This is a genomic window from Pseudomonas sp. NPDC087342 (assembly GCF_044744265.1).
Taxonomy (GTDB): Bacteria; Pseudomonadota; Gammaproteobacteria; order Pseudomonadales; family Pseudomonadaceae; genus Aquipseudomonas; species Aquipseudomonas nunensis.
In genome coordinates, this window is the sequence record NZ_JBIUXZ010000001.1 from 389,509 (window position 1) to 408,456 (window position 18,948).

Sequence of the window (18,948 nt, forward strand, 5' to 3'; positions counted from 1 at the left end):
TCCCGCTGGGGCGCGAAGCGGCCCCCGGCTTACTTCAGTCATATCGTGCAAGTAGGTTCTGCGACTGCTTCGCAGCCGAGCGGGAGCAAGCTCCCTCGCCACAGGGGATGTGTTGCGGGCGCAGATCGTGGGATTCAGCCCTTGTAGCGCAACGCATCCAGTAGCAGCGCAAACGCTGGCGAAGCCTGGCGACGGCTCGGGTAATAAAGATGAAAACCGGCAAACGGCGCGCACCAATCCTCAAGCACTTGCACCAACCGCCCGGCCGCGAGGTGCGGTGCGACCAGGTCTTCGGGAATGTAGCTCAAACCGAATCCATCCAGCGCTGCGTTCAGCAGTTGATAAACACCATTGAACGTCACCTGCCCGGACACCCGCACATTCAGGCGTTCCTCGGCTTTTTTAAACTCCCAGACATACAGGCCACCGTTGGTGGGCAGGCGCAGGTTATTGCATTGCTGCTCCGTCAGGTCGCGCGGAGTCCTGGGTATCGAGCGTTCGGCAAAGTAGGCCGGTGAACCCACCACCGCCATGCGCATGTCCGGCCCGATGCGGGTGGCGATCATGCCTTGGGCCACGTCCTCGCCCAGGCGCACGCCGGCATCGAAACCTTGGGCAGCGATGTCGACAAAACTGTAATCGCAGCACACCTCGACGGAGATGTCCGGGTACTTCGCCAGGAACGGTTTCAGCACCGGCCACAGGATGTGTTCCAGCGCGTGGTCCATCGCGTTGATGCGGATATTGCCGGCCGGTGTGTCGCGCAGGTCGCTCAACGCCGCCAGCTCGATCTCGATTTCTTCGAAGTGCGGGCCGATGGTTTCCATCAGGCGCTGGCCGGCTTCGGTCGGCGAAACGCTGCGGGTGGTGCGGGTCAGCAGACGCAAGCCCAATCGCGCTTCCAGGCCACGAATCGTATGGCTCAGCGCCGATTGGGAAACCCCCAGTTTGGCCGCAGCCTTGGTGAAACTGCGCTCCCTGGCAACCGCCAGAAAGGCGAGCAGATCATTGGCGTTTTCCCGCAGCATCCATGAGTCTCCCTCATAAGTCTTTTCGAATTGTAGCGGCTAATCCGGGGAATACGCAGCTGATAAATTGGGCGCACTTTTCAAGGCTCAGGAGAATCCGATGCTGACTGTAACCCCGAACGGCTCCCAACCCTCCGCCAAAGGCCCGGCTGATTATTTCACGGGCACCGTGCGGGTCGATGCACCGTTCAAAGGCACCGAGGCGGCGCGGGTCAGTGGCGCCACGGTCACGTTCGAACCGGGCGCGCGCACAGCCTGGCACACGCATCCACTGGGTCAGACGTTGATCGTCACCGCCGGCATGGGCTGGGTGCAGGAGCAGGACAAACCCGTGCAACAGATCAAACCCGGCGACACCGTGTGGATTCCGCCGCACGTCAAACATTGGCATGGCGCCACGGCGACCACCGCCATGACCCACATCGCGATTGCCGAAGTACAGGATGGCAACGTGGTGGAGTGGATGGAACAGGTCAGCGACGGGCAATACCCCGTCGCTCAATAACCCTCTCAGATCATCGCTGGCAATTTATCCAGAATCTTGTCCAGCGTGATCGGGTACTCGCGAACCCTGGCGCCGGTCGCGTTGTAGACCGCGTTGGCGATGGCCGCGCTGACGCCACACAAGCCCAATTCCCCGACCCCTTTGGCCTTCATCGGCGATGAATAGGCGTCGGTTTCCTCCAGGAAAATCACCTCTTGATGCGGGATGTCGGCATGCACCGGCACCTCGTACCCGGCGAGGTCATGATTGACGAAATAGCCCTGGCGCTTGTCCACCGCCAGTTCTTCCATCAATGCCGCGCCCACGCCCATGGTCATCGCACCGATCACCTGGCTGCGCGCCGAGGTCGGGTTGAGGATGCGTCCGGCCGCGCACACGGCCAACATGCGGCGCACGCGGATTTCCCCGGTGGCGCTGTCCACCGCGACTTCGACAAAATGCGCGCCGAAGGTCGATTGCTGGAACTGCTTGGCCAGATCACCAAACTCGATCGAGTCCTCGGCGACCAGTTCTCCAGCCTTGGCCGCATCACGTAGCGGCAGGCTTTTATCACCGGCGCGTACCTGGCCATCGGTGAACACGGCTTGTTCGGCACTCATACCAAGGCGTTGCGCGACCGCTTCGCGCAGTTTGACGCAGGCCGCATACACGCCCGCCGTCGAGCAGTTGGCACCGAACTGGCCGCCAGAACCGGACGACACCGGAAAGCTCGAATCCCCCAGGCGCACCACCACGCTATCCAGCGTCACGCCCATCATTTCCGCTGCGGTCTGGGCGATGATCGTGTAGCTGCCGGTGCCGATATCGGTCATGTCGGTTTCCACCGTCACGATGCCTTTGTCATCGAGCCGAACCCGCGCCCCGGACTTCACCAGGTTGTTATTGCGAAACGCCACGCCGACGCCCATGCCGATTAGCCAGCGGCCGTCCCGTTGCGTACCGGGCTGCGGGTGACGCTGGTTCCAGCCAAACCGCTCGGCCCCGGTGCGCAGGCATTCGGACAGCTGCCGTTGCGAGTAACGGCGTTCGGGATTGGTCGGGTCGACTTGGGTGTCGTTGAGGATGCGGAACTCGATGGGGTCGAGGTTGAGTTTCTCGGCCATCTCGTCCATGGCGATTTCCAGTGCCATCAACCCCGGGGTTTCACCCGGCGCGCGCATCGCATTGCCCTCCGGCAAATCAAGGGTGGCGAGGCGCATCGAGATCAAGCGGTTGGCCCCGGCGTACAACAGTTTGCTCGGTTGCGCGGCCCGTTCGACTTTGCCGCCGGGCAAGTCACCGGAGCAGCCTTCGTGAGCGATGGCGCTGATCTTGCCGTCGCTGCTGGTGCCGATGCGAATCCGTTGAATCGTCGCCGGACGATGCGTGGAGTTGTTGAACATCATCGGCCGGGTCAACGCGACTTTCACTGGCCTGCCGGCCATGCGTGAGCCGAGGGCGGCGAGCACCGCGTCGGCCCTGACAAACAGTTTGCCGCCGAAGCCGCCGCCAATGTAAGGCGAGATCAGCCGCAGGTTTTTCTTCGGGATGCCCAGGGTGGTGGCCACGTCGCTGGCGGCCCAGTCGATCATTTGATTGGAGGTCCACACCGTCAGTTGATCGCCGATCCAGGTGGCCATCGAGGCGAAGGGCTCCATCATCGCGTGAGCCTGGTCGGGGGTGGTGTAGGTCGCGTCCAGTTGCACCGGCGCGGCGGCGAATGCACTGGCGAAATCGCCATGGCTGACGTCCGGCATCTCCTTGGGCTCGACGCCGGAATTCCGCAGACTGGCGAGATCAAACGCGCCGTCGGTGCGGGCGTAGGTGATGTCGAGTAACTGACCAGCAGACCGCGCCTGTTCGAAGGTTTCAGCCACCACCAGTGCGATGGCCTGGTGATAGTGCTCGATGTCGGGGCCGGCGAGCAGCTTCGCGGTGTTGTATTTGCCTTTTCCGAGCTTGCCCGCGTTGGCGGCGGTGACAATCGCGATCACCCCCGGCGCTGACTTCGCTGCTTCAAGGTTGATCGAGGTAATGCGGCCCTTGGCGATGGCGGCGCCGACCACAAATCCATAGGCCGGGTTCGTCACCGCGTCGTGGTGTTCGTAGGCGTACGGGGCGCGTCCGGTGGTTTTCAGATGGCCCTCGATACGACTCGTGGGCTTGCCGATCACTTTCATCTGATCGATTGGGTTGGTGCCGGCCGGGGTTTCGAATTTCATGCGTGGTCCCTCGCTTGCGTCAGTACCGAGGCGAGCGTGCGCTCGGCCAGCGTCAGCTTGAATGCGTTTTGATCGGTGGGCGTCGCGTCGGCGAGCAACTGTGCGGTGACGGCTTTCGCGCCTTGGGACATCGCCGATTCGGCGGCCTCGACGCGCCACGGCTTGTGCGCCACGCCGCCCAGGGCCACGCGACCGGAGCCATCGTTCTGGATCACCGCCGCCACCGAGATCAGAGCGAAGGCATAGGACGCGCGGTCGCGGACCTTCTGGTAAATGTGCGTGCCGCCGAGGGGCGCCGGCAGCGTGACGGCGGTGATCAACTCGTGCGCGCCCAGGGTGGTTTCGATGTTGGGCGTGTTGCCCGGCAGTCGATGCAAGTCGGCGATTGGAATCAGGCGGGTGGTGCCGTCGGGGCGCACCGTCTCGACCTGCGCATCGAGGATGCGCATGGCCACCGCCATGTCGCTGGGGTGGGTGGCGATGCAGGCATCGCTTACGCCGATGATCCCAAGCGAGCGATTGATCCCGCCAATGGCCGCGCAGCCACTGCCCGGCTGGCGTTTATTGCAGGCCTGGTTGGTGTCGTAGAAATAAGGACAACGGGTGCGTTGCAGCAGGTTGCCGGCGGTGGTCGCGACATTGCGCAACTGGCCGGATGCGCCGGCGAGGAGGGCGCGGGACAGCACGGCGTAATCCTTTCTGATCCGCGAGTCGGCGGCGAGGTCGGTATTACGCACCAGCGCGCCGATTCTCAGGCCGCCCTGATCCGTGGCCTCGATCCGGTCCAGGGCCAGACCGTTGACGTCGATCAAGTGGGCGGGCGTCTCGATGTCCAGCTTCATCAGGTCGAGCAGGTTGGTGCCGCCGGCGATAAACCGTGAGCCATCGATTTGCGCCGCCAACGCAGCGGCCTCGGCGGGGGATTTGGCGCGGGAATAAGTAAAAGGTCTCATGCGCTGGCCTCCGCGACATCGGTGATCGCCTCGATGATGTTGGAGTACGCACCGCAGCGGCAGATATTGCCGCTCATACGTTCCTGCAATTCACGGGCGATCAACTGGGGTGGTTCAGTCAGGCTGGCGCTGGCATGACTGGGAATGCCTTGGCGGATTTCCTCCAGCACGGCCACGGCGGAGCAGATCTGCCCCGGTGTGCAATACCCGCATTGATAGCCGTCGTGCTTGATGAACGCGGCTTGCATGGGGTGCAGTTTTTCCGGGTTGCCCAGGCCTTCGATGGTGGTGATCGAGGAGCCTTCGTGCATTACCGCCAACGTCAGGCAGGAGTTGATCCGTCGGCCATCGGCAATCACCGTGCACGCACCGCACTGGCCATGGTCGCAGCCTTTCTTGGTGCCGCTCAGGTGCAAGTGTTCGCGCAAGGCATCGAGCAGGGTGGTGCGGGTGTCGAGGTCCATGACGTGCGCTTCGCCGTTGACCTGGATGGACACCTTGGCTTGCACCGGTCGGGCGAGGTTGGCGGCAGATGCCTGGGCGCAGATGAAGGGCGGCAGCGCGATGGCGGTCGCGGTTACGGCGCCGACAATCAGAAAGGTGCGTCGGGAAATCGTCTTCCGGTGAAGGTCATCCATTGGTTCGATTCCTGTGCGGTATTTTCTTTCGCGCAGCAGAAGCCCTGCGCCCTGGCGGTACTCATCAAAGAGTGACCTGCGCAGGGGCGAAATGTTTTTGCGTTATTCGGGTATAGAGTTATGCGTGGGGTTCATGAATCGATGAGGGGTGGTGTCAGTAGGGGATTGTGGTCGTACACAAATCCTTGGTTCAGCACAGACCCACTGTGGGAGCGGGCTTGCTCGCGAAGAGGCCGTGTCAGTCGACATTAACTTGTCTGACACACCGCCTTCGCGAGCAAGCCCGCTCCCACAGGGGATTGTGGTCGTTCACAAATCCTTGGTTCAATACAGACCCACTGTGGGAGCGAGCCTGCTCGCGAAGAGGCCGTGTCAGTCGACATCAACTTGTCTGGCACACCGCCTTCGCGAGCAAGCCCGCTCCCACAATGAAATGTTTACTGGGTGCCGAACATCGCCGTCCAGTAAATCCCTGCGTCACTCTTTGGGTCCACCGCGTACGCCGCGCCGAGTTCGCGGAACTGTGGGTTCATCAGGTTGGCGCAGTGCCCCGGACTGTTGAGCCAGCCGTCCACGACTTTTTGTGTGGTGTCTTGTCCGGCGGCGATGTTTTCGCCGATCTGCTGGGCGATGTAGCCGCCCAGTTCCGCACGGTCACCCGGCGTGCCGCCCGAGCGGTCCTTGTGGTCGAAGTAATTGTTGTTGGCCATGTCCCGACTGTGGGCTTCGGCAGCGGCGCCCAACGTGGCATTCCAGGCCAGCGGCGTGGTGGCGGCGAACGGTTGGCCGCCGCACTGGCGCGGTTGGGTGCGTGCAGCGTTGAGCAGTTCGAGGAGCTTTTGCCCTTCAGCCTGCGCATCGCCCAGACGCCCGCTCAACAGCGGACGCGCGAGCACGATGCGCCACTCGCGGCCCTCACGGCTGACACCGACATCGATAAATTGCGGGTTCAGCACCACCTGACAAAAGCTTTCCTGCACAGCTTGCATCGCCGACTGCGCATCACGCGGGCCGGACAGGGTGATCGCCTGCACATTGACCATCGGATAACCCGCCCGCGCCATCGCCTGTTGCAGGTCGACATTCTGAGTGGCGGACAGCACCAGGCGTGGATCGGTCGCCAGCGGCGGCAACTCCGGCGACGCTTGGCCGCCGCAACGTTGCACCTGGCTGCGGTAGGTGTTGATCGACTGAACCAGTTGCGTCTCGTCGGTGGCCAGGGCTGTGGTGGCGAACACCAGGCCCGACGACAACGCCGCAACACGCAAAACGGATGATAGGACGCGCATGAAAATCCCCCTTGAACGGACTGCGCCCATGATGCGCGATTTCGTCCCGTTCAGGGCAATGGCTTTTTGCTGTTTGTTCGCGGTTTTATCCAGTGATTTGCGGACTACAATGAAGCGAAGTCGCCTGCCGACGCCCTAAAGAGCCTGCTCATCATGCGCTTCCCGTTGATTGCAACCTGCCTCGCATTAACCCTGTTCGCCGGCCAGGTCATGGCAGACGATCAGGAACAAAAAAAGGAAGTGGCAGTGGACAAGGCTCAAGTCCTGGAAGAAAAAGCCGCCGATAAAGGCAGCACGGCCCCGGCGCCAAAAAAGGCCGAGACCATCACCCAATCCGAAGTCCAGGCGGTCGACCCGGCCGGCACTGCGCCGCTGGACGAAGCCATCACCTGCATGGCCCGCAGCATTTATTGGGAAGCCAAGGGCAAGGACTCTGCCGACATGGAAGCCGTCGCCAACGTGGTGATGAATCGCCTCGGCCACGAGGGCTTTCCGGACACGGTGTGCGGGATCGTCAAGCAGGGCTCGGAAAGGCATGCGTGCCAGTTTTCGTGGTGGTGTGACGGCAAGCCGGACACGGCTCAGGAGGACGCGCCTTACGCGATCGCCAAGGAAATCGCGCGCAAGGCGTTGAACAAACAACTACCGGATCGCACCCACGGCGCGATGTATTTCCATGACCGGACGGTGAAACCAGACTGGGCGCATGAGTACATCAAGACTGCTCAGATCGGTCTGTTCACGTTCTACAAACCCCATGACGGCGACGCGAAATAGCGCGGTCAGGCGTGACCCAGTGCGATGGCAAAGGACACTACGATGACGCAGGCAATCGCCAGATTGAAATTCATGAGGAGTTCGTCCGATCTGTTTTAGGTGGTGCCATGGTGAACAGGTCGGAGGGAAATGAAAAATTCGCTTTTGTGATTTGTATGATCGAGAGAAATGATGGGTCGGTGGCAGGCTCCGATTTCCGCGTTGACTGTCAGGCCGCCTTCGCGAGCAGGCTCGCTCCCACAAGGGGATTTGTGATCGACACAGATTCCCTGTGGGAGCGAGCCTGCTCGCGAAGGGGCCATCAGCTTCTACTCAAACTCAATATCCTTTCCAATGCCCCGGCACCCACACCCACTCGTTATGAGACCAACGATACTGCCCGGCCACCCAGTGATAACCCGGCGCGGGCATCACCGGGACCATTTCAACCCGCGGTGGCGGTCGGTGTGGACGGGCCGGCTCGATGACGCAGCCGGACAGGGTGATTGCCATGAGGCCGGCGATCACTGTGGTCTTGAATAGTCGGGACATTATTTGATTCCTTGATTCATACGAACCGGCGCCCGGATGGCGAGCCGGTAGATCCAGCGTTCAGGACTCAACGCACCCAGCGCCCTTCGATCCAGTACCAGTTCGGCCCGCGCGCCTCCCAGTGCCCTGGCATCCAGCGCCCGCCGTGGTGCATCCGCTGCCAGTGACCGGGCGCCCACACATAACCGCGACCGTCCCAGCGCCAATGGCCGTTGTCCCAGGCATAACCGGGACGCGCCATCGGCACTTGCTCCATGCGCACGGGCGGCGGCGCCTGGCGGATGATGATCTCGGGCTGAGCAAACACCGGCGTGCTCGCCAGCGCTGCCAGCGCCAGAGGGACGAGCAAGACATGCCGCAACTTGTTCAGGGGGCGCACAACGTTCATGACAACTCCTCGAGGCCGGCATCCTGAAAGTGGATGCTGCTGATGAATTGGACGCCGTATCGGGAAAAGATTGGTCCCGGAGAAAATGAAATTTTCTTCAGGTTGGCGGGTGGCCTGTGGCGAGCGAGCTTGCTCGCGCGGGGCTGCGCAGCGGCCCCTCTGAGAGCGCTGCGCACTCTAACGGGAGCAAGCTCCCTCGCCACAAGTGCCTGATGTGATTCGGGGCATTGAAAGGCGTACAGTGCAGACAGGCTGGCCTGAAAATCCATCAGGCCACTTTTAAGGTCATGACAGATGCACACCCTCGGACTCATCGTTTACCCCGGTTTCCAGGTGTTGGGCCTGGCCATGTGTGCCACGTTCGAGATGGCCAACAGTGTCGCGGATGAGCCGGTCTACAGCATCGCCTTGCTGTCGGAGCAGGGCGGCACGGTGCAGACATCGGCCGGGTTTGGCGTGGAAACCACGGCGTTCGACCAGCGCACCTTCGACACTTTGCTGGTGATGGGCGACAACCTCGTCCGCCCGGTATCCCCCGGCATGGTCGCGTTCTTGCGCAATGCTAGCCGGACCACCCGGCGCCTTGGGTCGATCTGTACCGGCGCCATCGCCCTGGCCGAAGCCGGTTTGCTCGATGGCCGGCGCGCGACCACGCACTGGTGCCACGCCCGCGCCTTGCAGCAGGCGTATCCCAAGGTGATCGTCGAAGAGGACCGCATCTTCATCAACGACGGCAATGTCTGGACCGCGGCGGGCATGAGCGCGTGTGTCGATCTGGCGCTGGCCCTGGTGGAAAAGGATCTCGGTGCCGAAATCGCCCGTCGCGTCGCCCGGCAACTGGTGGTCTATCACCGGCGTGCGGGTGGCCAATCGCAGTTTTCCGTGATGCTCGAACTTGAGCCCCGCACCGACCGCATCCAGGCCGCGCTGACCTACGCCAAGCACAACCTCAAGTCCGCGCTGTCGGTCGAAGAACTGGCCAGCGCCGCCAATCTCAGCCCGCGTCAGTTCAGTCGCGTGTTCCATGCAGAAACCGGTCAATCACCGGCCAAAGCCGTGGAAAACCTGCGGGTGGAAGCGGCGCGGCTGATGATGGAAACCGGGCGGCATTCCATCGACGTGGTGGCCACCGACACGGGTTTCGGTGATCGCGAACGCATGCGCCGGGCGTTTATTCGCGCATTCGGGCAACCGCCCCAAGTGATCCAGCGAGCCAATCGCGGCTGATGTCCTAAAAGGTGGTGTATTCGGCATTTGAGACAAAATATGATTGCCGTAATCTGAATCTCGTTGAAGCCCAATCCCTCAATGAGATCGCCGCCATGTCCATCGTCAAAGCTGCCGCCGTGCAGATCAGCCCGGTCCTTTACAGCCGTGAAGGCACCGTCAATAAAGTCGTGCAGAAGATTCTCGAACTCGGTGAACAGGGCGTGCAGTTCGCCGTGTTCCCGGAAACCATCGTGCCGTACTACCCGTACTTTTCTTTCGTGCAGTCACCGTTTGAGATGGGTGCCGAGCACTACAAATTGCTGGACCAGGCCGTGACGGTGCCTTCCGCTACGACCGAGGCCATCGGTGCCGCAGCGAAGCAGGCCAATATGGTTGTGTCCATCGGCGTCAACGAACGTGACGGCGGCACGCTGTACAACGCGCAGTTGCTGTTCGACGCTGACGGCACGCTGATCCAGCACCGACGCAAGATTTCCCCGACTTATCACGAACGCATGGTCTGGGGCATGGGCGACGGCTCCGGCCTGCGCGCCACCGACAGTGCCGTGGGGCGCATCGGCCAACTGGCGTGCTGGGAACATTACAACCCGCTGGCCCGTTATGCGTTGATGGCCGACGGCGAACAGATCCACGCCTCGATGTACCCCGGCTCGTTTGCCGGCCCGTTGTTCACCTCGCAAATGGAAGTCAACATTCGCCAGCACGCCCTCGAATCGGCGTGCTTCGTGGTCAACTCCACGGCGTGGCTGAACCCGGAACAGCAGGCACAAATCATGGCCGACACCGGTTGCCCGATCGGCCCTATCTCGGGTGGTTGCTTCACCGCGATCATCAGCCCGGATGGCGTGGTGCTGGGTTCGTTGCAGGAAGGCGAGGGCGAGGTGATCGTCGATCTGGATATGTTCCTGATCGACAAGCGCAAACGCATGATGGATTCACGCGGTCACTACAGCCGTCCGGAACTGCTGAGCCTGCTGATCGACCGCACACCGACCGCGCATGTGCATGAGCGCGGTGTGCAACCTCAACAAGTGGAAGAAGTGTGAGTCCGATGAACGCTTAAACTGTAGGAGCGAGCGGTGCGGCGATCCGACTTGCCCGCGAAGGCGTCATCCCGGTCAACATTTTTATCGACTGGGATGACGCCTTCGCGGGCAAGCCTCGCTCCTACAAGGGGTTTTGCGTTGGGCTTAGAGTTCCATGCCCAGGAAAATCAGGGTATTGCCATGGGCCTCAACCGAGGCGCGCTGGTTGTAGCTGTCGCGGTGGGAGCAGTTGAAACCATGCTCGGCTTCCGGGTACACCACGATTTCCACATTGTCGTTGTTGTCGAAACGCTCGGCGATTTTCTCCACGGCTTCCAGGGGAATGTGGCTGTCCGCTTCACCGAAATGCATCAGCAACGGCACTTCGATTTCATCGGCGCGGTCGAGTTGGTTCTGGATACCGCCGCCGTAATAGGCGATGGCTACGTCGACGAAACCGTTGGCGGCGGTGTGATACGACAGCAAGCCGCCGAAGCAGTAACCGATCGATGCGATGCCGCCATCCAGGCCCGGTTGGGCTTGCAGGGCATCGATGGCCAGTTTGATGTCGGCCTGGGCCTTCGTCACGTCGGTGGCGTTCATCAACTCGACGGCTTTTTTCCAGCCGGCCTCGTCGTAACCCAGTTCGATGCGCGGGCCGCTGCGCCAGAACAGGTCCGGTGCGATCACCAGGTAGCCGTCGGCAGCGTATTGCTCGACGACCGAGCGGATGTGTTCGTTGACGCCGAAGATCTCCTGGATCAACACAATCCCCGGACCCTTCTGGGTATGGGGAATCGCCAGGTAAGCGCCGAATTTACCTTCGGGGCTGTCGATCTCGATCCATTGGGTGGTCACGCTCATGGTGGCTCCTGTCTTCAGTGAGGGTTGAGTTTATTACGGTGCGGTGGCCTGGAAACTGGGCAAGGCCTGCAGACGTTTCCACCACTCGGCGAAACCGTCAACGGCAAATACTTGCCCTGCATCCGGCGTCATGGCGATGTAGGCGCAGCCCGGAGCCAGGTAGAAGTCACCAAAGCTGGGGGCGAGGCCGGCGATATACGGATCATCGCCTTTTATTTTCATCAGTTCACGCAAAACGCGCTTGGAGTTTTCGATGCCTTTGCGTCGTGAGTCTTCATTCTTGCCGCCAATAAAGTCTGGAAACAGGTGATAACCGAACACCGAGACCAGCGAACCATAGCCATAGGAATCATAAATGCCCATGGCCATGTGCGTACGAGCGCGGTCGTGGGCGTTGTCCGGGGTCAGCGACGGGCCGGGCAGGACTTCATCCAGATAGGCCATGATCGCCGCGGTTTCGATGATCCGGAAACCGTCGTGATCAATCACCGGCACCTTGCCGAAAGGGTGGCGTGCCAGGTGTTCCGGCAGGTGCGGTTCGCCTTTGATGACGTTGACCTGCACCTGATCGAAATCCGCGCCTTTTTCCTCCAGTAGCATCTTCACCGTGCGTACATAACTGCTGCCGTCAAAACCGTAGAGTGTGAGGCTCATGACGATCGCTCCGTTTTAGAGAGTGTGGGACGTTTTCGAGACACTGACGTTTCAGTGGTTGTGACGACGCCAGAAGAATCGAGCCAGCAAGGCATCCAGACTGAGCTTGCCTGCGCCCGAGAGCAACAGCGGCATAAGGGCGGCGAGGTAGATCAGCGGCAGTTTGAAGTTGCCGTGTCCTTTGTTACTGATGGCGTAGCCTTGCGCGAGTTCACTCAATGTAGACCAATCGGCCGGCCAGTGAACAGCGGCTGTCGCGACCACAGTGACCACGATCAGAATGACTGTAGAGATCCGCGTGCCGAGGCCGACCAGCAAGGCGAGGGCGCAGATCAGCTCGGCCCACATCGACAGTTCCCAGTTCAGCGTGGCGGGTACGTGGTTGAACGGAAACGGAAAGGCATCCTGGATATCGGCGAACCAGTTCTCGCCGTTCCATTTCTCCAGGCCCGACTCGAAAAACTCCCAGGCCAGGAAAATGCGCAGGGTCAGCGGCGCGATCCAGCTGCCGGCACGGTCGAGGTTCAGGTGCAGGCCTTTGACGGCCGAAGAAAGTGAAGTGTTCATGGGCTTGATCTCCGTTGAGGACTTTGATCGGCTGGGCCAATCGACCGGGTCATTTGATCAAGCGGGTGTATCTGCGGTGTGTCGCGGGGGTAGGGTTTTGAAGCGTTGGTGTGTCTGGGGCAGGGCTGTACACACTCCGATACATAGCCGAACGCTGAACCCCCAAACACCAAAAATCCCCCTGTGGGAGCGGGCTTGCTCGCGAAGGCGCCGTGTCAGTCAACATTAATGCTGGATGACAAACCGCTTTCGCGAGCAAGCCCGCTCCCACAGGAGGCAGTGGTGGATTTCAGGAATAGGCAACCCGCTGACTACGCTTGTTCTTCACCGCCCACTTACCCACCAACCGCACCGCAATCGCGGCGCACATCATTCCGAACGGCAACACGTACCAGGCACTCATCGGGATCCGTTTGAAGTTGGAATAGGTAAACACCGCCGCAATCACCCACATGCCGGTCACGTGCAGGGCTTTCCAGGCTTTGGCGCCGATCAGTCGCGTGGTGGTTTTGAACGACGTCAGCGCCATCAGCAAAATGAACAAATAACCCACCGACCCCGGAATATTGCCCACCGTGGTTCGCCCCGGCCAGAACTCGGGATTCAACTGCCCGTAGCTATAGATCAGTACCGCATGCACCAGATGCGAAAAGGCAAACGCCAGGCCGATAAACCGCCGCTCGCGCACCAGGGATTTAGTGAACGGCGAGGGCACCAGCACGGCGAAGGCCGACGCCAGGAACGCCGCGAGAAACAGTGCAAACGAAGTCCGGGCCGTGGCGCGGATGGCGCTGCGGGTGGCTTCCACCAGATCGGGGTTGAGCACCAGGATCAGGCCGGTCATCAACAGCACCAGCAAGGACAGCAGGCCGAACAGCGACCAGCCGTGATAACGAGGAATTGAAGTATTCATGACAACGCTCCGGAACAAGGGCCGACCAGGGTCAGCAGACAACCCAAGTGTTTCAGCGCGGTGTGTTGGCGATATGTCCTGAAAGCCTCTTCATGTATCAGGCCGGGCGCCAGATACATTCCTCTACAAAACTGTGATCCGTCCCGGACCAGCGGCGTCTAGCGACTGTGTCCCCGCAAACCCATGGGGCGAGACTTCGGAACCCGGCATGCAAGCGCTGTTGAACGAGATCCTTGACGCAGTTCGTCCCCTGATCGGCCAGGGCAAGGTGGCTGACTACATTCCTGCCCTCGGCACCGTGCCGGCCAACCAGTTGGGCATCGCCGTGTATGGCAATGACGGCGAGTTGTATTGTGCCGGCGACGCGGAGACGCTGTTCTCGGTGCAGAGTATTTCCAAGGTGTTCAGCCTGGTGCAGGCCATCGACCACTCCGGCGAAGCAATCTGGGAACGCTTGGGCCACGAGCCGTCCGGCCAACCGTTCAACTCGTTGGTGCAGCTGGAATTCGAACGCGGCCGCCCGCGCAATCCGTTCATCAATGCCGGGGCGCTGGTGATCTGCGACATCAACCAGTCGCGCTTTGCCGCGCCGGCCCTGTCGATGCGCGATTTTGTCCGGCGCCTGTCCGGCAACCCGCAAGTGATGGTGGACGGCAAAGTCGCCGAGTCCGAATACCAGCACCGCGCACGCAACGCCGCCATGGCGTACCTGATGCAATCCTTCGGCAACTTTCACAACGACGTCGAAGCCGTGTTGCGCAGCTATTTCAGCCACTGCGCCCTGCGCATGAGTTGCATCGATCTGGCGCGGGCCTTCTGCTTCCTGGCCAACGACGGCTTCTGCAAACACAGCGGCGAACAAATCCTCACCGCGCGCCAGACCCAGCAAGTCAACTCGATCATGGCCACCAGCGGCCTCTACGACGAAGCCGGCAACTTCGCCTACCGCGTCGGCCTGCCGGGCAAGAGCGGCGTCGGCGGCGGGATTGTTGCGGTGGTGCCGGGGCAGTTCACGGTGTGCGTCTGGTCGCCTGAATTGAATGCGGCCGGTAACTCCCTGGCAGGGATGGCGGCACTAGAGTTGTTGAGTCAGCGGATTGGTTGGTCGGTGTTCTAAAGGCGTGCAGGCGAGGGCGTTGGTAATGACGGTTCGGGAAAATTGCTATACATTTTTCCGCCCCGCCCCTCTGCATGGTGAAACCGCTTCATGTCCCTGATGCTCGAACGTCTCGTCGCTGGCACTCCGATCCCTTTCGCTGGTAACCGCGTCACTGTGGTCAGCCCCGAACTGGCGGCGCGCTTCCAGCCCGGTGACCATCTGCTGGTGGAGCAGGTCAGCGGCGAGTTGTTGTTGATTCCGGTGGTGGATCAGCAAGCGGCAACCGCGGCGATCGAGCGCGCGCAAGCGGCGTTTACTGCGATGTCGGCGGTGTCGGATGAGGCGATCAGCGAGTTCTTCGATTTGTTCGCCCAGCGTCTGGAAACCGCCGAAACCTGGGCCTTGATCGAGGCCGCCAACCTGGCTGACATCGAGCGCGCCAAGGCCCGTGGACGTTCCACTACGCGGTTGCTGGCCGATGAACGCATGCGCCGCGACATGATCGCCGGCCTGCGGGCCTGGCGCGATGCGCCGGCCACTCGCGGCAAAGTGATCAGCTGCGTCGAGCACGACGGCTGGAAAGTCGAGCAAGTGGTGTCGCCGCTGGGCATCGTCGCTTTCGTCTTCGAAGGCCGGCCGAATGTGTTTGCCGACGCCGCTGGCGTTCTGCGCACTGGCAACACCGCCGTGCTGCGGATTGGCAGCGATGCGTTGGGCACCGCCCAGGCCATCGTCAAACACGCCTTGAGTCCGGCACTGGCCGATGCCGGGTTGCCGACTGGCGCGGTGTCGCTGGTAGAGAGCATCAATCACGCCGCCGGTTGGGCGATGTTCGCTGATCGGCGTCTGTCGCTGGCCGTGGCCCGGGGTTCGGGTCGTGCGGTCAGCCAACTCGGCAGCATCGCGCAACAGGCCGGCACCGCCGTCAGTCTGCACGGCACTGGCGGCGCCTGGTTGATCGCGGATAAAGACGCCGACGCCACGCGATTTGCCGCCGTGGTGCGCAATTCCCTGGACCGCAAAGTCTGCAACACCCTGAACGTTTGCCTGATCCAGCGCGACCGCGCCGCTGAATTGGTGCCGCTGTTTCTCGAGGCCTTGCAACAGGCCGGCACCGCACGCGGCCAGGGCTGCAAATTGCACATTGTCGAAGGCAGCGAATCGTACTTGCCGAACGAGTGGCAGGGCGCCACGGTCGAGGTCTATCGCGCCGAAGGCTACGTCACCGAAGCCTTGGCCGAACCACTGGCGGAAGCTCAATTGGGCCGCGAGTGGGAATGGGAAGAAACCCCGGAAGTCAGCCTGAAAATCGTCGACGACCTGGATCAGGCGATCGCGCTGTTCAACCGCTACAGCCCGCAGTTCACCGTGTCGCTGATCAGCGAAGAAGCGCCAGCGCATGAACGTTTCTACAACGCGGTGAATGCGCCTTTTGTCGGCAACGGCATCACCCGTTGGGTCGACGGCCAGTACGCGCTGAACAAGCCGGAACTGGGGCTTTCGAACTGGGAAAGCGGTCGCCTGTTCGCCCGCAGCGCGATTCTTTCGGGCGACGGCGTGTTCACCGTACGCAGCCGCATGACCCAGGTCGATTTGTCGGTCAAACGCTGAGCCCCCGCGACCGCACTATACTTATCGGGTGTCTGTGTTTGTGTAATGGAGGTTTGCACCATGAAACTTCATTCCTTTGAGCATTACTCCCATGACCTGGCCATGGCCGCTCGCGACTCGTGGACCACCGCGAGGGTGAAGTCGGCCCTGACCCGGGCCGACCCCAACTTTGGCCTGCACATCCATGTCAAAACCCATGGCGGCGCGGTGGCGCTGAGCGGCATGGTCGATACCCATCGCCAATGTGACCAGGCGATTGAAGTGACCCGGTCGGTCCAGGGTGTCGTCGATGTCGAGGCCAGTGCCTTGCGCACCCATGTGTTCAAGCCCGGTAACTTTGACGACCAATGATCTGGCGATCAGCGAGAAAACTTTCTCGCCCCGGCCACACACAGGATCACCGCAACGGTGACCCCCAGCATCCCCAAGCTGACCTGCTCATGCAGCAGGGTGGCTGCCAGCGCCAGGCCAAAGAACGGTTGCAGCAACTGAAGCTGGCCCACGGCGGCAATCCCGCCTTGGGCCAGCCCGCGATACCAGAACACAAAACCGATCAGCATGCTGAACAGCGACACATACGCCAGGCTCAGCCAAGCGGGTGTGCTAACCGTCGAAAATGAGTTGGGCAACCGATACCAGGTCAGCGCCGCCATTACCGGCAACGCCACCAGCAGCGCCCAGCAAATCACCTGCCAGCCGCCCAGCGTCCGGGACAGTTTCGCTCCTTCGGCATAACCGAGCCCGCACACCACCACCGCCAGTAGCATCAGCAGATCGCCGGTGGGCGAAGCGGTAAGTCCCTGTGAAACGGCAAATCCAATCACCAGCAAACTGCCGAGAATCGAGAACAGCCAGAACGCCGGTTTCGGCCGCTCGCCACCGCGCAACACGCCGAACACGGCAGTCGCCAGCGGCAGCAGACCGATGAAGACAATCGAGTGCGCGGAGGTCAAGTATTGCAAGGCCAGTGCGGTCAACAACGGAAACCCGACGACCACGCCCAACGCGACAACGATCAGCGGTACAAGCTGATGCCGGGCAGGGCGTTTTTCCTTGAACAGCCATAGCAGGCACAGCGCGAGAATCCCGGCAATGGTCGCGCGGGCCACGGTCAGGAACACCGGGTCGAATTCGAGCACCGCTACTCGTGTGGCGGGCAACGAGCCGCTGAAGATCACCACGCCAATCAGTCCATTGATCCATCCACGGGTGCTGTTTTCCAGCGGCGGGTTATTCAGCTTCGAGGTACGTTCCATGGCGGGTCTCGTCAGGTCGGGTTGCTTTCAGCGCATGCTATGACCGAAGATCAAGACAATCAAAAAATTGTCATGGATACATTTCCGATGCCGCGCTCCCGGTACAAGTCGTTGGTCGACACGTTTGCCGCCGATATCCGTTCAGGACGATTGCCGCCCGGTACGCGTTTGCCGACGCATCGGCAGTTGGCGACCACGGAAGGTCTGGCGCTGGTCACGGCCAGTCGGGTCTATGCCGAGCTGGAAGCCATGGGCCTGGTCAGTGGCGAAACCGGGCGCGGCACTTTTGTCCGCGAGACTTCGCTGCCACCCAGCCTGGGCGTGCACCAGCCCAGTGTGGTCGCGGGGATGCGCGATCTGAATTTCAACTATCCGGCGTTGCCGGGCCAGGCCGATCTGTTGCGCATGGCCTTGCGTCAGTTGGCGTTGTCCGGGGATCTGGAATCCCATTTGCGCTATCAGCCCCACGCCGGACGCCTGCACGAGCGGGCTTCGGTGGCGCGGCATCTGCTGACACGCGGGCTGAGCGTGGCGGCCGAACAAGTGGTGATCGTCAGCGGCGCCCAGCACGGTTTGGCGGTGACGATGATGGCGCTGCTGCAACCGGGCGATGTGATCGCTGCCGACGCGTTGACCTATCCGGGGTTCAAGGTGCTGGCCGAGACGCTACACCTTGAAGTGGTGCCGATTCCCGTGACGGAGACCGGGCCTGATCTTCAGGCGCTGGAAAAACTCTGCCGAAGTCGTTCGGTGCGCGCCGTCTACAGCATGCCGACCCTGCATAACCCACTGGGCTGGGTAATGGCCGCCGATCAACGCGAGCAACTGGTATCGATTGCGCGAAAACATGATTTGCTGATCATCGAGGATGCGGCTTATGCGTTCCTGGCGGAAGCGCCTCCACCACCGCTGGCTGAATGGGCGCCCGAAAGAACGGTCTACGTTTCCGGATTATCCAAGAGCATCGCCACTGGACTGCGCGTCGGTTTTGTCGCCGCGCCGTTGTCGATGGTGCCGGCGCTGGAGCGCACGATCAGGGCCACCACCTGGAACACTCCTGGCGTGATGACGGCGATTGCCACCGCCTGGCTCGACGATGGCACCGTTACTCTGTTGGAAGCGCAAAAACGCGCGGATGCCCAGGCCCGGCAGGCGATAGTCGATGAGGTACTGGCGGGCTTGCACTACGTGCGTCATCCGTCGTCCTACTTTGTCTGGCTGCCCTTGTCGGAGGAGGCCAGGGCGGATCAGATTGCCGTGGCGTTGCTGCATGAGCAGGTGTCGGTGTCCACCGCCGAGCCGTTTGCCACCTCGGTCCATGTCCCCCATGCGATCCGGTTGGCGCTTGGCTCGGTGGACATGGACGCGCTGCGCCAGGCGTTGAGGACAGTGAAGCAGGTGGTTGGGGCTTACTTTTAG

20 protein-coding genes are annotated in these 18,948 nt (G+C 61.6%); 8 read left to right on the forward strand and 12 right to left on the reverse strand.

Features of this window, described 5'->3' with window-relative positions; translation table 11 throughout:
* Positions 1 to 134: 134 nt before the first annotated feature.
* Complete coding sequence (locus tag ACIOYV_RS01855; protein WP_265039069.1) at positions 135 to 1,028, reverse strand: LysR family transcriptional regulator; 894 nt, start codon at positions 1,026 to 1,028, stop codon at positions 135 to 137.
* A 100-nt stretch (positions 1,029 to 1,128) separates the two neighbouring features.
* On the opposite strand from ACIOYV_RS01855, the gene ACIOYV_RS01860 reads away from it, so the two are divergent.
* Positions 1,129 to 1,533: a cupin domain-containing protein gene (locus tag ACIOYV_RS01860; RefSeq protein ID WP_401320335.1), complete on the forward strand. Its 405-nt coding sequence runs from the start codon at positions 1,129 to 1,131 to the stop codon at positions 1,531 to 1,533.
* 5 nt (positions 1,534 to 1,538) lie between these two features.
* On the opposite strand, the gene paoC is transcribed toward ACIOYV_RS01860, so the two are convergent.
* The 4 genes from paoC to ACIOYV_RS01880 form a co-directional block, all read right to left on the reverse strand.
* Positions 1,539 to 3,734, reverse strand: a complete 2,196-nt coding sequence (gene paoC, locus ACIOYV_RS01865) for an aldehyde oxidoreductase molybdenum-binding subunit PaoC (protein ID WP_401320337.1) — start codon at positions 3,732 to 3,734, stop codon at positions 1,539 to 1,541.
* Entirely contained in the window at positions 3,731 to 4,687 is a 957-nt protein-coding gene (locus tag ACIOYV_RS01870) for an FAD binding domain-containing protein (protein ID WP_401320340.1), read from the reverse strand. The genes paoC and ACIOYV_RS01870 overlap by 4 nt, the downstream gene beginning before the upstream one ends.
* Positions 4,684 to 5,325 carry an aldehyde dehydrogenase iron-sulfur subunit PaoA gene (gene paoA / locus ACIOYV_RS01875; protein ID WP_401320342.1) on the reverse strand — a complete coding sequence of 214 codons (642 nt, stop codon included), beginning with the start codon at positions 5,323 to 5,325 and terminating at the stop codon, positions 4,684 to 4,686. The genes ACIOYV_RS01870 and paoA overlap by 4 nt, the downstream gene beginning before the upstream one ends.
* Positions 5,326 to 5,762: 437 nt before the next feature.
* Positions 5,763 to 6,614, reverse strand: a complete 852-nt coding sequence (locus ACIOYV_RS01880; protein ID WP_401320344.1) for a CAP domain-containing protein — start codon at positions 6,612 to 6,614, stop codon at positions 5,763 to 5,765.
* A gap of 153 nt (positions 6,615 to 6,767) precedes the next feature.
* On the opposite strand from ACIOYV_RS01880, the gene ACIOYV_RS01885 reads away from it, so the two are divergent.
* On the forward strand, positions 6,768 to 7,391 hold the full coding sequence (locus tag ACIOYV_RS01885; protein ID WP_401320347.1) for a cell wall hydrolase: 624 nt from the start codon (positions 6,768 to 6,770) through the stop codon (positions 7,389 to 7,391).
* 318 nt (positions 7,392 to 7,709) lie between these two features.
* Here the strand turns inward: ACIOYV_RS01885 and ACIOYV_RS01890 are convergent, their stop codons facing one another.
* Positions 7,710 to 7,922 carry a YXWGXW repeat-containing protein gene (locus ACIOYV_RS01890; protein WP_213939388.1) on the reverse strand — a complete coding sequence of 71 codons (213 nt, stop codon included), beginning with the start codon at positions 7,920 to 7,922 and terminating at the stop codon, positions 7,710 to 7,712.
* A 67-nt stretch (positions 7,923 to 7,989) separates the two neighbouring features.
* Positions 7,990 to 8,310 (reverse strand): YXWGXW repeat-containing protein, encoded by a 321-nt coding sequence (locus tag ACIOYV_RS01895; protein ID WP_401320349.1) that lies wholly within the window; start codon positions 8,308 to 8,310, stop codon positions 7,990 to 7,992.
* 294 nt (positions 8,311 to 8,604) lie between these two features.
* Here ACIOYV_RS01895 and ACIOYV_RS01900 point away from each other — a divergent pair, with 294 nt between their 5' ends.
* Both ACIOYV_RS01900 and ACIOYV_RS01905 read left to right on the forward strand, forming a co-directional pair.
* Positions 8,605 to 9,537: a GlxA family transcriptional regulator gene (locus ACIOYV_RS01900; protein ID WP_401320352.1), complete on the forward strand. Its 933-nt coding sequence runs from the start codon at positions 8,605 to 8,607 to the stop codon at positions 9,535 to 9,537.
* A gap of 95 nt (positions 9,538 to 9,632) precedes the next feature.
* Positions 9,633 to 10,586 (forward strand): nitrilase-related carbon-nitrogen hydrolase, encoded by a 954-nt coding sequence (locus ACIOYV_RS01905; RefSeq protein WP_401320356.1) that lies wholly within the window; start codon positions 9,633 to 9,635, stop codon positions 10,584 to 10,586.
* A gap of 144 nt (positions 10,587 to 10,730) precedes the next feature.
* Here the strand turns inward: ACIOYV_RS01905 and ACIOYV_RS01910 are convergent, their stop codons facing one another.
* The 4 genes from ACIOYV_RS01910 to ACIOYV_RS01925 form a co-directional block, all read right to left on the reverse strand.
* The gene (locus tag ACIOYV_RS01910; protein WP_401320358.1) at positions 10,731 to 11,429 is read right to left on the reverse strand and encodes a dienelactone hydrolase family protein; all 699 of its coding nucleotides are present in this window, start codon (positions 11,427 to 11,429) and stop codon (positions 10,731 to 10,733) included.
* A gap of 33 nt (positions 11,430 to 11,462) precedes the next feature.
* Positions 11,463 to 12,083, reverse strand: a complete 621-nt coding sequence (locus tag ACIOYV_RS01915; RefSeq protein WP_054050387.1) for a glutathione S-transferase family protein — start codon at positions 12,081 to 12,083, stop codon at positions 11,463 to 11,465.
* A 51-nt stretch (positions 12,084 to 12,134) separates the two neighbouring features.
* A complete protein-coding gene (locus ACIOYV_RS01920) occupies positions 12,135 to 12,650 on the reverse strand; it encodes a DoxX family protein (RefSeq protein WP_163914317.1) in 516 nt (171 codons plus the stop codon).
* 289 nt (positions 12,651 to 12,939) lie between these two features.
* Positions 12,940 to 13,563, reverse strand: a complete 624-nt coding sequence (locus ACIOYV_RS01925) for a ferric reductase-like transmembrane domain-containing protein (RefSeq protein ID WP_054614360.1) — start codon at positions 13,561 to 13,563, stop codon at positions 12,940 to 12,942.
* 208 nt (positions 13,564 to 13,771) lie between these two features.
* Between ACIOYV_RS01925 and glsB the strand changes: the two genes are divergently transcribed.
* The 3 genes from glsB to ACIOYV_RS01940 all read left to right on the forward strand — a co-directional run bounded on the left by glsB (position 13,772) and on the right by ACIOYV_RS01940 (position 16,624).
* Positions 13,772 to 14,680 (forward strand): glutaminase B, encoded by a 909-nt coding sequence (gene glsB / locus ACIOYV_RS01930; RefSeq protein WP_054050381.1) that lies wholly within the window; start codon positions 13,772 to 13,774, stop codon positions 14,678 to 14,680.
* Between the two features lie 90 nt (positions 14,681 to 14,770).
* The gene (locus ACIOYV_RS01935) at positions 14,771 to 16,273 is read left to right on the forward strand and encodes an aldehyde dehydrogenase family protein (RefSeq protein ID WP_401320363.1); all 1,503 of its coding nucleotides are present in this window, start codon (positions 14,771 to 14,773) and stop codon (positions 16,271 to 16,273) included.
* 60 nt (positions 16,274 to 16,333) lie between these two features.
* Positions 16,334 to 16,624: a BON domain-containing protein gene (locus ACIOYV_RS01940; protein WP_163914321.1), complete on the forward strand. Its 291-nt coding sequence runs from the start codon at positions 16,334 to 16,336 to the stop codon at positions 16,622 to 16,624.
* Between the two features lie 8 nt (positions 16,625 to 16,632).
* Here ACIOYV_RS01940 and ACIOYV_RS01945 read toward each other — a convergent pair whose 3' ends face one another.
* Positions 16,633 to 17,529, reverse strand: a complete 897-nt coding sequence (locus ACIOYV_RS01945; RefSeq protein WP_401320366.1) for a DMT family transporter — start codon at positions 17,527 to 17,529, stop codon at positions 16,633 to 16,635.
* 87 nt (positions 17,530 to 17,616) lie between these two features.
* Here ACIOYV_RS01945 and ACIOYV_RS01950 point away from each other — a divergent pair, with 87 nt between their 5' ends.
* Positions 17,617 to 18,948, forward strand: a complete 1,332-nt coding sequence (locus ACIOYV_RS01950) for a PLP-dependent aminotransferase family protein (RefSeq protein ID WP_401320368.1) — start codon at positions 17,617 to 17,619, stop codon at positions 18,946 to 18,948.